The 12,406-nt window shown below is 73.1% G+C and carries 11 protein-coding genes; 8 read left to right on the top strand and 3 right to left on the bottom strand.

The annotated features are described in order from the left end of the window. Positions 1 to 50: 50 nt before the first annotated feature. Positions 51 to 440, top strand: coding sequence for a DUF4440 domain-containing protein (locus BG482_RS11500; protein ID WP_069768863.1), 390 nt, complete (start codon positions 51 to 53; stop codon positions 438 to 440). Position 441: 1 nt separating this feature from the next. On the opposite strand, the gene BG482_RS11495 is transcribed toward BG482_RS11500, so the two are convergent. Further along, complete coding sequence (locus tag BG482_RS11495) at positions 442 to 1,287, bottom strand: LysR family transcriptional regulator (RefSeq protein ID WP_069768862.1); 846 nt, start codon at positions 1,285 to 1,287, stop codon at positions 442 to 444. Positions 1,288 to 1,410: 123 nt separating this feature from the next. Here BG482_RS11495 and BG482_RS11490 point away from each other — a divergent pair, with 123 nt between their 5' ends. Next, positions 1,411 to 2,301: an NAD(P)H-binding protein gene (locus BG482_RS11490; protein ID WP_069768861.1), complete on the top strand. Its 891-nt coding sequence runs from the start codon at positions 1,411 to 1,413 to the stop codon at positions 2,299 to 2,301. Between the two features lie 17 nt (positions 2,302 to 2,318). Here BG482_RS11490 and BG482_RS11485 read toward each other — a convergent pair whose 3' ends face one another. Next, entirely contained in the window at positions 2,319 to 3,203 is an 885-nt protein-coding gene (locus BG482_RS11485) for a LysR family transcriptional regulator (RefSeq protein WP_069768860.1), read from the bottom strand. Between the two features lie 119 nt (positions 3,204 to 3,322). Here BG482_RS11485 and BG482_RS11480 point away from each other — a divergent pair, with 119 nt between their 5' ends. From BG482_RS11480 to BG482_RS11455, 6 genes are all read left to right on the top strand, one after another. After that, complete coding sequence (locus BG482_RS11480) at positions 3,323 to 3,994, top strand: succinate dehydrogenase (RefSeq protein WP_069768859.1); 672 nt, start codon at positions 3,323 to 3,325, stop codon at positions 3,992 to 3,994. Between the two features lies 1 nt (position 3,995). Beyond that, positions 3,996 to 5,942, top strand: coding sequence for a fumarate reductase/succinate dehydrogenase flavoprotein subunit (locus BG482_RS11475; RefSeq protein WP_069768858.1), 1,947 nt, complete (start codon positions 3,996 to 3,998; stop codon positions 5,940 to 5,942). Next, positions 5,939 to 6,688: a succinate dehydrogenase/fumarate reductase iron-sulfur subunit gene (locus BG482_RS11470; RefSeq protein WP_069768857.1), complete on the top strand. Its 750-nt coding sequence runs from the start codon at positions 5,939 to 5,941 to the stop codon at positions 6,686 to 6,688. The genes BG482_RS11475 and BG482_RS11470 overlap by 4 nt, the downstream gene beginning before the upstream one ends. Before the next feature lie 239 nt (positions 6,689 to 6,927). Next, positions 6,928 to 7,701, top strand: coding sequence for a GNAT family N-acetyltransferase (locus BG482_RS11465; RefSeq protein WP_069768856.1), 774 nt, complete (start codon positions 6,928 to 6,930; stop codon positions 7,699 to 7,701). Then, positions 7,701 to 8,771: a lysophospholipid acyltransferase family protein gene (locus tag BG482_RS11460; protein ID WP_079141746.1), complete on the top strand. Its 1,071-nt coding sequence runs from the start codon at positions 7,701 to 7,703 to the stop codon at positions 8,769 to 8,771. The genes BG482_RS11465 and BG482_RS11460 overlap by 1 nt, the downstream gene beginning before the upstream one ends. A gap of 140 nt (positions 8,772 to 8,911) precedes the next feature. Continuing rightward, the gene (locus BG482_RS11455; protein ID WP_069768855.1) at positions 8,912 to 10,000 is read left to right on the top strand and encodes an NAD-dependent epimerase/dehydratase family protein; all 1,089 of its coding nucleotides are present in this window, start codon (positions 8,912 to 8,914) and stop codon (positions 9,998 to 10,000) included. On the opposite strand, the gene BG482_RS11450 is transcribed toward BG482_RS11455, so the two are convergent. Continuing rightward, positions 9,964 to 12,336, bottom strand: a complete 2,373-nt coding sequence (locus BG482_RS11450) for an excinuclease ABC subunit UvrA (RefSeq protein WP_069768854.1) — start codon at positions 12,334 to 12,336, stop codon at positions 9,964 to 9,966. The genes BG482_RS11455 and BG482_RS11450 overlap by 37 nt on opposite strands. Positions 12,337 to 12,406: the final 70 nt, after the last annotated feature.

The raw sequence follows: 12,406 nt of genomic DNA, 5'->3' as shown, positions 1-12,406 counted from the left end.
GCGGACGCCTCGGTCGCGGGGCCGCGGAGGTCATCCGCGAAGATGGGCGGGTGACCTACACGGACGATGACGTGAACGAGGCGATCGCCGGCGAGCTGGCCCTGTTGGACCCCGCCGTGCGCGCCTCCCGCGCCCGCCTCGAGCGCCTGCTCGACCCCGAGTTCGTGGAGGTGGGCTCCTCGGGCCGCCGCTACACCTACGAGGAGATGCTGGCCTGGCTGCCCGACCGGCAGGGCGGCTCGCCCGACGGCGGACCCCGCTACGAGCCGTCGTCGATCGAGGCGGTCGTGCTGGCCCCCGGCCTGGTCCACCTCACCTACGAGACGGACCTCGAGGGCGGGCGCACCCGCCGCAGCTCGCTGTGGCGCAAGCGCGGCGAGGAGACGGGCTGGCGGATGTACTACCACCAGGGGACCCCCGTGCCGTCCGGGGCGGAGTAGGTCAGCCCGCCTCCCGCGCGCGGACGTCGTCGGCCACCGACACGGCGGCCCGCACCAGCGCGGCCGTGGCCGTCGAGCGCGACTGCTGGGGCCAGGCGATGGCCATGACGGCGGCGGCCGCGTCCAGGACGGGCCGGTAGACCACCCCGGGCCGGGGGTAGCGGTCCGCGACGGAGGCGGGCAGCAGCGCGACCAGCTCGCCCAGGCCGACGAGCGTGAGGAGTTGGGCGAGGTCCTGGCCCCTGCCCCGGACCTCCTCGATGAACCGGAGCGTCTCGTCCTGGCGCAGGCCCAGGTCGGCGAGGCGCAGCCCGGTCCGGCCGGCGAGGGGATGGCTCACCGCGAGGGCGGCGACCCGCGGCTCGGAGACGAGGTCCTCCGTGTCGAGGCCCGCGCGCTCGTACGGCTCGTACATCAGGGCGGCGTCGGCCTCGCCCTGCCGCAGCATCCGGGACTGCTCCTGCCACGCGGCCAGTCGCACGGTGACCGGCAGTGCCGCGGGGTCGGCCGCGTAACGCGCGAGGATCGTCTCCAGCAGACCCGCGTCCCCGTCCGCCTTCACGGCCAGCACCAGCTTCGGCCGGGCGGCGGCCGCGCGGCGGGCCCGCCGGCCTGCGGCGTCCAGGGCGTCCAGGGCGAACCTCGCCTCGGCGAGCAGGACCGCACCGGCCGGCGTCAGGGACACGCTGTGGGTCGTCCGCTCGAAGAGGACGGCCCCCAGCTCGCTCTCCAGCGCGCGGATCGACCGGGACAGCGGCGGCGGGGAGATGCCCAGCCGTTGCGCGGCACGGGCGAAGTTGAGTTCCTCGGCGACGGCGACGAAGTAGCGCAGCGGACGGGACTCCATGTGCGGCCCTTCGTTCGGTATTGCTCTGAGGGTAACAAGCGCGAGCCGATCGATCCTTCCGTTCGGGTGACCGTGGCAGCAGGCTCGTCCGCGTAGCGACAGCCGTCAACTCTGGAGCAGTTCATGATCGTCGTCACCACCCCGACCGGCCAGATCGGCCGCGAGGTCCTGTCCCGTCTGCTGGACGCCGACCACGGCGCGACCCCGGTCCGGGTGATCGCCCGCGACCCCGCCCGGCTCTCCCCGCGGCACCGGGAACGCATCGAGGTCGTCCCGGGTTCGCACGCCGACCCGGCCGTGCTCAAGGAGGCGTGCGAGGGGGCCGACCGGATCTTCTGGCTGGTGCCCCCGACGCCCGGAACCGATGACGTCGAAGGCCACTTCCGGGCCTTCACGGAGCCGCTCCGCGAGGTGATCGGCACCCAGGGAGTCGAACGCGTCGTGGCCGTCTCGACCCTGGGCCGGGGCGTGGCCCGCAACGCCGGGCCGATCTCGGCCTCGCTGGCCATGGACGAGGCCATCGCCGCGACGGGCGTGCACTACCGGGCGCTGTGTCCGCCGGCGCTGATGGAGAACCTGCTCCGCCAGACGGCCCCGATCCGCGACGAGGGCGTCTGGACCGTGGCGCTCGCGCAGGATCGGGTGCTGCGCGTCTGCGCGGTCCGCGACATCGCCGCGGAGGCGGCCCGGCTGCTCCTCGACGCCTCCTGGACCGGATACCGTGACGTGCCGCTGGCGGGCCCCGACGACCTGACCCCCGAGGGCATGGCCCGCGTCCTCGCCGAGGTGCTGGACCGCCCCGTGCGCGTACGCCAGATCACCTCGGCCGAGCAGAAGGCGATGATGACCCGCCAGGGCGCGAGCGAGGCCTGGGCGCAGTCGGTGGCCGACATGACGGACGCCCAGAACACCCAGGGTTTCTACGGTGCGGCTCAGCCCAGCACGCCGGACACCACGCCCACGGGCTTTCGCCGGTGGTGCGAGGAGGTGCTAGCGCCGGCTCTGCGGGACTGACGCGGTCCGGGCGGCCTTCACCGCTCCAGCAGCATCCGCTGCAGTTCCCGGGCGGCACGGGGCGGCGCCACGTCGCTGCGGTGGGCGAGGGCGATCGTGCGGTGCAGGCCGGGCCTGGCGAGCGGGGTGACGCGCAGTCCCCGGCCCGAGCGGGCGGCCACCATGCGGGGGACGACGGCCACCCCGAGGCCGGCCCGCACGAAGCCGAGCACCGCGTCCATCTCGCCGCCCTCGACCGCGAAGTCGGGCTCGAAGCCCTCGCTCCGGCAGGCGGCCACGGTGAGCTCCCGCAGGTCGTAGCCGTGTCGGAACATCACCAGACGCTCGCGCTCCAGGTCGGCGATCCGGACGGTCCGCCGCCCGTCCCCCGGCTTGGAGGCCTCCGGCGAGGACACCACGACCAGGTCCTCGCGCAGCAGCTCCACCGTGGTCAGCGCGGGGGACGGCGTCGGCAGGGGCAGCACGACCAGGGCGAGATCGAGGGCGCCGCGGGCCAGCTCACGGACGAGGTCGTGCGAGCCGCCCTCCTCGATCAGCAGCCGGATGCCCGGGTAGCGGTCGTGGAAGGCCCGCAGCACGTCCGGGAGCAGACCCGTGCACAGGCTCGGCGTGGCCCCCAGCCGCACCCGGCCGCCGCGCAGCTGCGCCAGCTCCTGCACCTCGTACCGCGCGGTCTCGGTGTCGGCCAGGATCCGCCGGGCCAGCGGCAGCAGCGCCTCGCCGGCGTCGGTGAGCGTGATGTTGCCCCGCGCGCGCTGGAACAGGTCCGCGCCCAACTCCCGCTCCAGCGCCTTGATCTGCTGCGACAGCGACGGCTGCGCGACGTGCACGAGCTCGGCGGCCCGGGTGAAGTGGCGGGTCTCGGCCACCGCCACGAAGTACTGGAGCTGCTGGAACTGCATCCCGCCATGATAGGCGCACGCTATGGAAACGAGCCGGACCATGTCTTGGACCGATCAGGGGTGGCGGCCCTAGCGTCGTCGGCATGGCACTGGCAACGCGGACGGACCGACGGTCGTCCATGGCGCGCACCGTGTGGGACTCCTCGCTCGGCAAGAAGACGGTGATGGCCGTCAGCGGCCTGATCATGCTGCTGTACCTGGTCGTCCATATGATCGGCAACCTGAAGATCTTCTTCGGGCCGGGCGAGTTCAACCACTACGCGCACTGGCTGCGCACGGTGGGCGAACCGTTCATGCACTACGAGTGGACGCTCTGGCTGATCCGGGTCGTGCTGGTCGCCGCGGTCGTCGCGCACGCCGTCTGCGCCTACCAGCTCAGCCGCCGCGACATCAGGGCGCGCCCCGGCAAGTACGTCCACCGCAAGCCCCGGACGAGCTACGCCACCCGCACCATGCGCTGGGGCGGGATCATCCTCGGCCTGTTCATCGTCTGGCACCTGCTCGACCTGACGACCGGCACCGTGCACAGCGGCGGCTTCCAGCCGGGCCACCCGTACCAGAACGTCGTGGACACCTTCTCCACCTGGTACGGAAACGTCGTCTACATCGTCGCGATGCTCGCCCTCGGCCTGCACGTCCGGCACGGCTTCTGGAGCGCCGCCCAGACCCTCGGCGTCGGCAGCCGCACCCGCGACCGTGCCCTGAAGACCATCGGCAACGTCCTCGCGCTGCTGCTCACGGCCGGCTTCGTCGCCGTACCCGTGGGCGTCATGACCGGAGTGGTGAGCTGACATGACCTACACCGACTACATCACCGGCGAACCCCTCGCCGACACAAAGGCGCCCGCCGGGCCCGTCGACGAGCGCTGGGACACGCGCCGTTTCGAGGCCGGGCTGGTCAACCCGGCCAACCGGCGCAAGCACACGGTGATCGTGGTGGGCACCGGTCTCGCGGGCGGCTCCGCGGGCGCCACGCTCGCCGAACAGGGCTACCGCGTCGTCCAGTTCTGTTACCAGGACTCCCCGCGCCGCGCCCACTCCATCGCCGCGCAGGGCGGCATCAACGCGGCGAAGAACTACCGCAACGACGGCGACTCCGTCCACCGGCTGTTCTACGACACCGTCAAGGGCGGCGACTTCCGCGCCCGCGAGTCCAACGTCCACCGGCTCGCGCAGATCTCGGTCGAGATCATCGACCAGTGCGTGGCGCAGGGCGTGCCCTTCGCCCGCGAGTACGGCGGTCTGCTCGACACCCGCTCCTTCGGCGGCGTGCAGGTCTCGCGGACCTTCTACGCCCGCGGCCAGACGGGCCAGCAACTGCTGCTCGGCGCCTACCAGGCCCTCAGCCGGCAGATCGCCGCCGGGAACGTCGAGATGCACCCGCGCACCGAGATGCTCGACCTGATCGTCGTCGACGGGCGGGCGCGCGGCATCGTGGCCCGGGATCTGATCACCGGGAAGATCGACGCCTACTTCGCGGACGCCGTCGTCCTGGCCACCGGGGGTTACGGAAACGTCTTCTACCTGTCGACCAACGCGATGAACTCCAACGCCACCGCGATCTGGCGGGCGCACCGGCGCGGCGCCTACTTCGCCAATCCCTGCTTCACACAGATCCACCCCACCTGCATCCCCCGCACCGGCGACCACCAGTCGAAGCTGACGCTGATGAGCGAGTCGCTGCGCAACGACGGCCGGATCTGGGTGCCGAAGGCCAAGGGCGACGACCGTCCGCCGAACAGGATCCCCGAGGCCGAGCGCGACTACTACCTGGAGCGCATCTACCCCTCCTTCGGCAATCTCGTCCCCCGGGACATCGCCTCCCGCGCCGCGAAGAACGTCTGCGACGAGGGCAGGGGCGTCGGACCCGGCGGACAGGGCGTCTACCTGGACTTCGCCGACGCGATCCGGCGCATGGGCCGCGAGGCCGTCGAGGCGAAGTACGGCAACCTCTTCGACATGTACCAGCGGATCACCGACGAGGATCCGTACGAAGTCCCGATGCGGATCTACCCGGCCGTGCATTACACGATGGGCGGCCTGTGGGTCGACTACGACCTCCAGACCACCGTCCCGGGGCTGTTCGCGATCGGCGAGGCCAACTTCTCCGACCACGGCGCCAACCGCCTCGGCGCGAGCGCCCTCATGCAGGGCCTGGCCGACGGCTACTTCGTCCTCCCGGCGACCGTGAACGACTACCTCGCCCGTAACCCGCACCAGAGCGCGGTGGACGACGGGCATCCCGTCGTCCAGGAGGTGCTGGCCGAGACCCAGGACCGGCTCAACCTGCTCCTGTCCGTCGACGGCGACCGCACCCCCGACTCCTTCCACCGCGAACTGGGCGAGCTGATGTGGGAGTTCTGCGGCATGGCCCGCACGGACTCCGGACTGCGCAAGGCCCTGGAGCGCATCCCGCAGATCCGCGAGGAGTTCTGGCGGCGCATCAAGGTGCCGGGCGTCGGAGAGGAGTTCAACCAGTCCCTGGAGAAGGCCAACCGGATCGTCGACTACCTGGAGCTCGCCGAGCTGATGTGCCTCGACGCGCTGCACCGCGCCGAGTCCTGCGGTGGCCACTTCCGCGAGGAGTCCCAGACCCCGGACGGCGAGGCGGCCCGCCGGGACGACGCGTTCGCCTACGCCGCCGCCTGGGAGTTCACCGGCGTCGGCGCGGCCCCCACCCTGCACAGGGAAGACCTGGTCTTCGAGTACGTCCATCCCACCCAGCGGAGCTACGCATGAAGCTCACCCTGCGCGTGTGGCGGCAGCGCGCCGCCGACGCCGACGGCGCCATGTCCACCTACGAGGTCGACGGCATCTCGCCCGACATGTCCTTCCTGGAGATGCTCGACACCCTCAACGAGGACCTCATCCTGCGCGGTGAGGACCCGGTCGCCTTCGACCACGACTGCCGTGAGGGCATCTGCGGCGCGTGCTCGCTCGTCGTCAACGGCGACGCGCACGGCCCCGAACGCACCACCACCTGCCAACTGCACATGCGGTCCTTCCAGGACGGCGACACCATCGACGTCGAGCCCTGGCGGGCCGCCGCCTTCCCGGTGATCAAGGACCTGGTGGTCGACCGGTCGGCGTTCGACCGCATCATCCAGGCCGGCGGCTACATCACCGTCCCCACCGGCGCCGCCCCCGAGGCGCACGCCACCCCCGTGCCCAAACCGGACGCCGACTTCGCCTTCGAGCACGCCGAGTGCATCGGATGCGGGGCCTGCGTGGCCGCCTGTCCCAACGGCGCGGCGATGCTGTTCACGTCCGCCAAGATCAACCACCTCAACGTGCTGCCGCAGGGCGCGCCCGAGCGGGAGACCCGGGTGCTGGACATGGTCGCGCAGATGGACGAGGAGGGGTTCGGCGGCTGCACCCTGGCGGGGGAGTGCGCGACGGCCTGCCCGAAGGGCATCCCGCTGGTGTCCATCACCGGCATGAACCGCGAGTGGCTGCGCGCCACCCGCAAGGCGGCCAAGCGGTAGGAGCGCCGGGGCAGTCGAGAAGAACGTTCGCCGAACAGCGCGGACGGGCGGGACCGGGAGTGGTGCTCATCCCCGGTCCCGTCTGGCTTGCGGCGCGGGGCGGAGCGCCTGGCATTCAGCAGCCGCACATCCACGGGCCCCGCGGCGGTCACGCCCACGCCAGCCGGCCGCGGAAGAAAGCAGGTGCAGTCCCCCGTGCACCGTCCCCATGCTTCTTCCGCCCGGCGCAGGAGACCTCCATGACCGCCATGCCCCTCTCGCCCCCCGCCCTCGCCGCCCCGCCCGGCGGCTCCGGCTACCTCGTGTCGCTCGCCCGCGACCGGGACGACGTCCGGGCCGCGCAGCGGCTGCGCCACCAGGTCTTCGCCGGGGAACTGGGCGCGCGTCTCGACGGCCCGGAACCGGGCCTGGACACGGACGCCTTCGACGCCCACTGCGACCACCTGCTCATCCGGGACGCCGCCACCGGCGAGGTGGTCGGCACCTACCGGCTGCTGCCCCCCGAGCGGGCCGCGGTCGCCGGACGGCTGTACTCCGAGGGCGAGTTCGACCTGAGCCCGCTCGACGCGATCCGGTCCGGCCTGGTCGAGGTCGGCCGCTCCTGTGTGCACCCCGCCCACCGCGACGGCGCCGTCATAGGCCTCATCTGGGCCGGGATCGCCCGCTACATGGTGGACCGCGGCCACGAGTGGCTGGCCGGCTGCTGCTCGGTTCCCCTCGCCGACGGCGGCGCCCTCGCGACGGCGACCTGGGACCGGGTGCGGGAGAAGCACCTGGCGCCGCCGGAGTACCGGGTACGGCCCCTGCGGCCCTGGACCCCGCAGGGGACGGGCCCCCTCGGCCGCACCGAGCTCCCCGCCCTGCTGCGCGGCTACCTCCGGCTCGGCGCATGGGTGTGCGGGGAGCCCGCCCACGACCCCGACTTCGGCGTCGCCGACCTGTACGTGCTGCTCCCGATGCGGCGGGTGAACGCGCGCTACCTGAAGCACTTCCTCTCCCTCGTCCCGGCCTGATGAGCGTCTGGCTGCCCAGCGCGCCGTGCACCCCGCGGGCGTGCGTGCGGGCCACGACGTCGATCGCGGGCCTGCCGCGGGCCGTGCTCCGGCTCACGACGGTGGTCGTGCTGGTCCTCGTCGGCGTCGTGCTGGCGCCCCTGGGACAGCGGCTTCCCGCCCGCGCGGTGCGGTGCTGGAGCCGGGCCGTCGTGCGGGGGGCCGGGGTCCGGGTCCGGATGACCGGCGCCACCGCGCCGACTGCCACCGGACTCCTCCTGGTCGCGAACCACGTCTCCTGGCTGGACATCCCGCTGCTGGCCGCCGTCCGCCCGGCCCGGATGCTCGCCAAGGCCGAGATCCGGCGCTGGCCGGTGGCGGGCGCGCTGGCCACGCGCGGCGGCGTCCTGTTCATCGACCGCGACCGGCTGCGCACCCTGCCCGCCACGGTCGCCCGGATCGCCGACCTGCTGCGCGCCGGCCGGGCGGTCGCGGTGTTCCCCGAGGGCAGCACCTGGTGCGGCCGCTCCCAGGGGCGCTTCCGGCGGGCGGTGTTCCAGGCGGCGCTGGACGCCGGGGCGCCGGTCCAGCCCGTGCGCATCGTCTACCGGGACCACGGGGGAGCGGCGAGCACCACGCCCGCGTTCGTCGGCGACGACCCGCTCCTCGCCTCGGTGTGGCGGGTGGTGCGCGCCCGTGGCCTGGTGGCCGAGGTCGAGGTGCTGCCCGTCCTCGCGCCCGGCGACCACCTCGACCGCAAGGCGCTGGCGGCCGCCGCCGGGGCCGGAGTGCGGGGAGGGCCGCACGGACAGCAGGCCCTCGCCCCGGTCGGCGGGCACGGAGCCGTGTCCGGCCCCGCGGGCCACCTCCTCGACACCGGCGGACAACGCACGCCGCGCCCCCGGTCCGCCGGTGGCCGCGATGTGCTCCAGGGAGTCGAGCAGCGAACCGGCGTCCCGGCCCGGCAACGGGCGCCGGTGCCGTTCCCGGCGCAGGCGTGCGTCGCAGGGGCGGAGCCCGCGGTCGAGCGCGAACGGGAACCCCGGCAGGAAGCCGGGTCCGTCGGCCGCGTCCGGGCGGGAGGCCGGTGACTCGCCGTTCCGGCCGTCCCGGACCGACCTGACGGACGCCGGTTCGACGGACGCCGGCTCGGCGAATTCCCCGTAGGCGAGGGGGTGTCCGTCCGGCACGGTGGGATCATGACGCTTCCCGACCTCCGAGGGGAGCACGCGTGAACGCAAGCCCGGCCGGCCGAACGGTCCTCGTGACGGGGGGCAGCGGCTTCGTGGCCGCCCATCTCGTACGGCAGCTCCTGGAACGCGGCTACCGCGTGCACACCACCGTGCGCTCCATGGCGAACACGGTGAAGCTCCGGCCGCTGCGCGCCCTCCAGGACGCCCATCCCGGCCGACTCGACCTGTTCCAGGCGGATCTGCTGGCCGACGGTTCCTTCGACGAGGCGATGAAGGGCTGCGCGGTGGTCTTCCACGTGGCGTCGCCGTTCCTGATGCCGGAGAAGATCAAGGACGGCCGACGCGACGTCGTGGAGCCCGCCCTGCGCGGGACGCACCACGTCGTGGCGGCGGTGAACCGCACCGAGACGGTCGAACGCCTCGTCTTCACGTCCACGGTCGGGGCGATCTTCGGCGACTACGTCGACGTACGCGAGATGGACGGACAGACCCTGTCGGAGAAGTACTTCAACACGACCAGCACGGTGGAGAACAACCCGTACCACTACGCCAAGACGGTCGCCGAGAAGGCGGCCTGGGAGGCCGAGGCCGCCCAGGACCGCTGGCGCATGGTCGCCGTCAACCCCGGCCTGATCCTGGGCCCCTCCCTCACCCCCGCCTCGGACTCGGGCAGCCTGTTCCTGCTGGACGAGCTGTTCAAGGGCTACTTCTTCTACGGCGCCCCGGACTTCAGCTTCACGACCGCCGACGTGCGGGACGTGGCGGCGGCCCACATCGCGGCGGCGGAACGCCCCGAAGCGCACGGCCGCTACATCGTCGCCGCACGGGAGATGACTTCCTTCCACCAGATGTCGGCGATCCTGCGCGGACGCCACCCGCGAGATCTGCGCCTTCCCCGCACCGCCCTCCCGCACTGGCCGGTGCGCGTCCTCGGCCCGGCCTTCGGCCTCTCCCAGAGCTACATCCGCAACCACCTGGGCATCCGCTTCCCGGTCGACAACCGCAGAAGCGTCGAGGAACTGGGCCTGGCCTACCGTCCGATCGAGGAGACCCTGGCAGACCACTACCGGGCCTGGCGGGAGCAGCGCGGTCACTCGCGCGCGGGGGCCAGCGCCCGGGCCAGATAGGGAGCCGTCGCGCTGCCCCGCGCCCCGGCCGTCGCGGCAGGCGTCCCCGTCGCCACGACGCGCCCGCCCGCGTCGCCCCCGCCGGGCCCGAGGTCGATCACCCAGTCCGCGCCCGCCACCACCGTCATGTCGTGCTCGACGGCGATCACGGTGTGCCCCGCGTCCACCAGGGCGTGCAGCTCGCGCATCAGGACCTCGACGTCGGCCGGATGCAGCCCGGTCGTCGGTTCGTCGAGGAGGTAGAGCGTGTGGCCGCGCCGGCCCCGCTGCAACTCGGTCGCCAACTTGATGCGCTGCGCCTCGCCACCGGAGAGCTCCGTCGCCGGCTGGCCGAGGCGCAGATAGCCCAGACCGACGTCGAGGAGCGCGGCCAGGCTGCGGGAGACGGCCGGGGTGTCGGCGAAGAAGCCGGCCGCCGCCTCCACGGTCAGGTCCAGCACCTGCGCGATGTTCCGGTCCCGGTACGCCACTTCGAGGGTCGCCGGGTTGTAGCGGGCCCCGCCGCAGTCCGGGCACGGCGCGTACGTGCTCGGCAGGAAGAGCAGTTCGACGCTCACGAAGCCCTCGCCCTGACAGGTCTCACAGCGTCCTCCCGACACGTTGAAGGAGAAGCGGCCCGCGCCGTAGCCCCTGGCCCGCGCCGCGTCCGTCGCCGCGAACACCTTGCGGACGACGTCGAACAGTCCCGTGTAGGTGGCCAGGTTCGACCGTGGGGTGCGCCCGATCGGCTTCTGGTCGACCGAGACCAGTCGGCCCACTCCGGGCAGTTCGTCGGTGATCTCCCCGACAAGCGTCGACTTTCCCGAGCCCGAGACGCCCGTCACCGCGGTGAACACGCCCAGCGGGAAGCGGGCCGTCACCCCGCGAAGGTTGTGCCGGGTCACCGGCCCCACCTCCAACCACCCCCGCGCCGCGCGGACTTCGCGGGGCGACGCCGGGAACCGGCCGAAGAGGTGACGGGCCGTCGCCGACTCCGCCACCGCTTCCAGTCCCGCCACCGGACCGCTGTGCAGCACCTGCCCGCCGTGCTCGCCCGCCAGTGGGCCCACGTCCACCAGCCAGTCGGCGGCGCGCATCACGTCCAGCTGGTGCTCCACCACGAACACCGAGTTGCCCGCGGCCTTCAGCCGCCGCAACACCGTGAGCAGCGCCCGGGTGTCCGCCGGGTGCAGTCCGGCCGACGGCTCGTCGAGCACGTACACCACCCCGAACAGTCCGGCGCGCAGCTGGGTGGCGAGCCGCAGCCGCTGCAGTTCGCCCGCGGAGAGCGTGGGGGCGGCCCGGTCCAGGGAGAGGTAGCCCAGGCCGAGTTCGACGAGCGGTGCGATACGGGACTTGAGATCCTCGGTGAGGACGCGTGCCGCCTCCGACCTGCCGTCGAGAAGCCGGGCGAGGTCCGCCAGCGGCAGCGCGGCCATGTCCGCGATCGTCCGGCCCGCGAAGGTCACGGCGAGCGCCTCCGGCCGCAGTCTGCCGCCGCCGCACACCGGACAGGGAGCGGACGTCAGGAACCGCTCCGCCCTGGCCCGCAGGGTCGCGCTCCGGGAGTCCGCGAAGGTCTTCATCACATAGCGGTGGGCGCTCATGTACGTGCCCTGGTAGGGGCGTTGGATCCGGTCGGCGTCCCGCACCGGGTGGACCGTCACCACCGGCTGCTCGTCCGTGAACAGGATCCACTCGCGCTGCCCGGCCGGGAGCTCGCGCCACGGGACGTCGACGTCGTGGCCGAGGGCGTCGAGGATGTCCCGCAGGTTCTTGCCCTGCCATGCTCCGGGCCAGGCGGCGATCGCGCCCTCGCGGATGGACAACGACGGGTCCGGGACCAGGGACTCCTCCGTGGCGCGGTGGACCTCGCCGAGCCCGTGGCACTCGGGGCAGGCCCCCACCGCCGTGTTGGGCGAGAAGGAGTCGGAGTCGAGGCGCTCGGCGCCCGGCGGGTAGTCGCCGGCCCGGGAGAAGAGCATCCGCAGCGAGTTCGACAGGTTCGTGACCGTGCCCACCGACGAACGCGAGGTGGGCGCCGACCGGCGCTGCTGGAGGGAGACCGCCGGGGGCAGCCCCGTGATCTCGTCGACCTCGGGCGCACCGACCTGGTGGATCAGGCGGCGCGCGTACGGCGCGACGGACTCGAAGTACCGGCGCTGGGCCTCCGCGTAGATCGTGCCGAACGCGAGCGAGGACTTCCCCGAGCCGGACACCCCGGTGAACACGGCCACCACGTCGCGCGGGACGTCGACGTCGACGCTCCGCAGGTTGTGCTCACGCGCTCCCCGGACGCAGACGTGCCCCGCCCGCACGGACGGGACGGAGCCGGGCGGCTCGGAGGGGCTCGGCATGGAGAACTCCGTACGGGTCGGGTCGTCGTCACGGGATGTGCGGGGCGGTGGGTGCGGCCGAGGCGGCCGG

This window comes from Streptomyces sp. LUP30, assembly GCF_001746365.1.
In the GTDB taxonomy this organism is placed as follows: Bacteria; Actinomycetota; Actinomycetes; order Streptomycetales; family Streptomycetaceae; genus Streptomyces.
This window is presented reverse-complemented; position numbering and strand designations above follow the sequence as displayed.

Bases quoted from the DNA above. Each gene is read 5' to 3' on its own strand.
- BG482_RS11470 (WP_069768857.1), top strand. From the start codon at position 5,939: ATGAAGCTCACCCTGCGCGTGTGGCGGCAGCGCGCCGCCGACGCCGAC.
- BG482_RS11480 (WP_069768859.1), top strand. From the start codon at position 3,323: ATGGCGCGCACCGTGTGGGACTCCTCGCTCGGCAAGAAGACGGTGATG.
- BG482_RS11495 (WP_069768862.1), bottom strand. From the start codon at position 1,287: ATGGAGTCCCGTCCGCTGCGCTACTTCGTCGCCGTCGCCGAGGAACTC.
- BG482_RS11450 (WP_069768854.1), bottom strand. From the start codon at position 12,336: ATGCCGAGCCCCTCCGAGCCGCCCGGCTCCGTCCCGTCCGTGCGGGCG.
- BG482_RS11460 (WP_079141746.1), top strand. From the start codon at position 7,701: ATGAGCGTCTGGCTGCCCAGCGCGCCGTGCACCCCGCGGGCGTGCGTG.
- BG482_RS11465 (WP_069768856.1), top strand. From the start codon at position 6,928: ATGACCGCCATGCCCCTCTCGCCCCCCGCCCTCGCCGCCCCGCCCGGC.
- BG482_RS11485 (WP_069768860.1), bottom strand. From the start codon at position 3,203: ATGCAGTTCCAGCAGCTCCAGTACTTCGTGGCGGTGGCCGAGACCCGC.
- BG482_RS11475 (WP_069768858.1), top strand. From the start codon at position 3,996: ATGACCTACACCGACTACATCACCGGCGAACCCCTCGCCGACACAAAG.
- BG482_RS11490 (WP_069768861.1), top strand. From the start codon at position 1,411: ATGATCGTCGTCACCACCCCGACCGGCCAGATCGGCCGCGAGGTCCTG.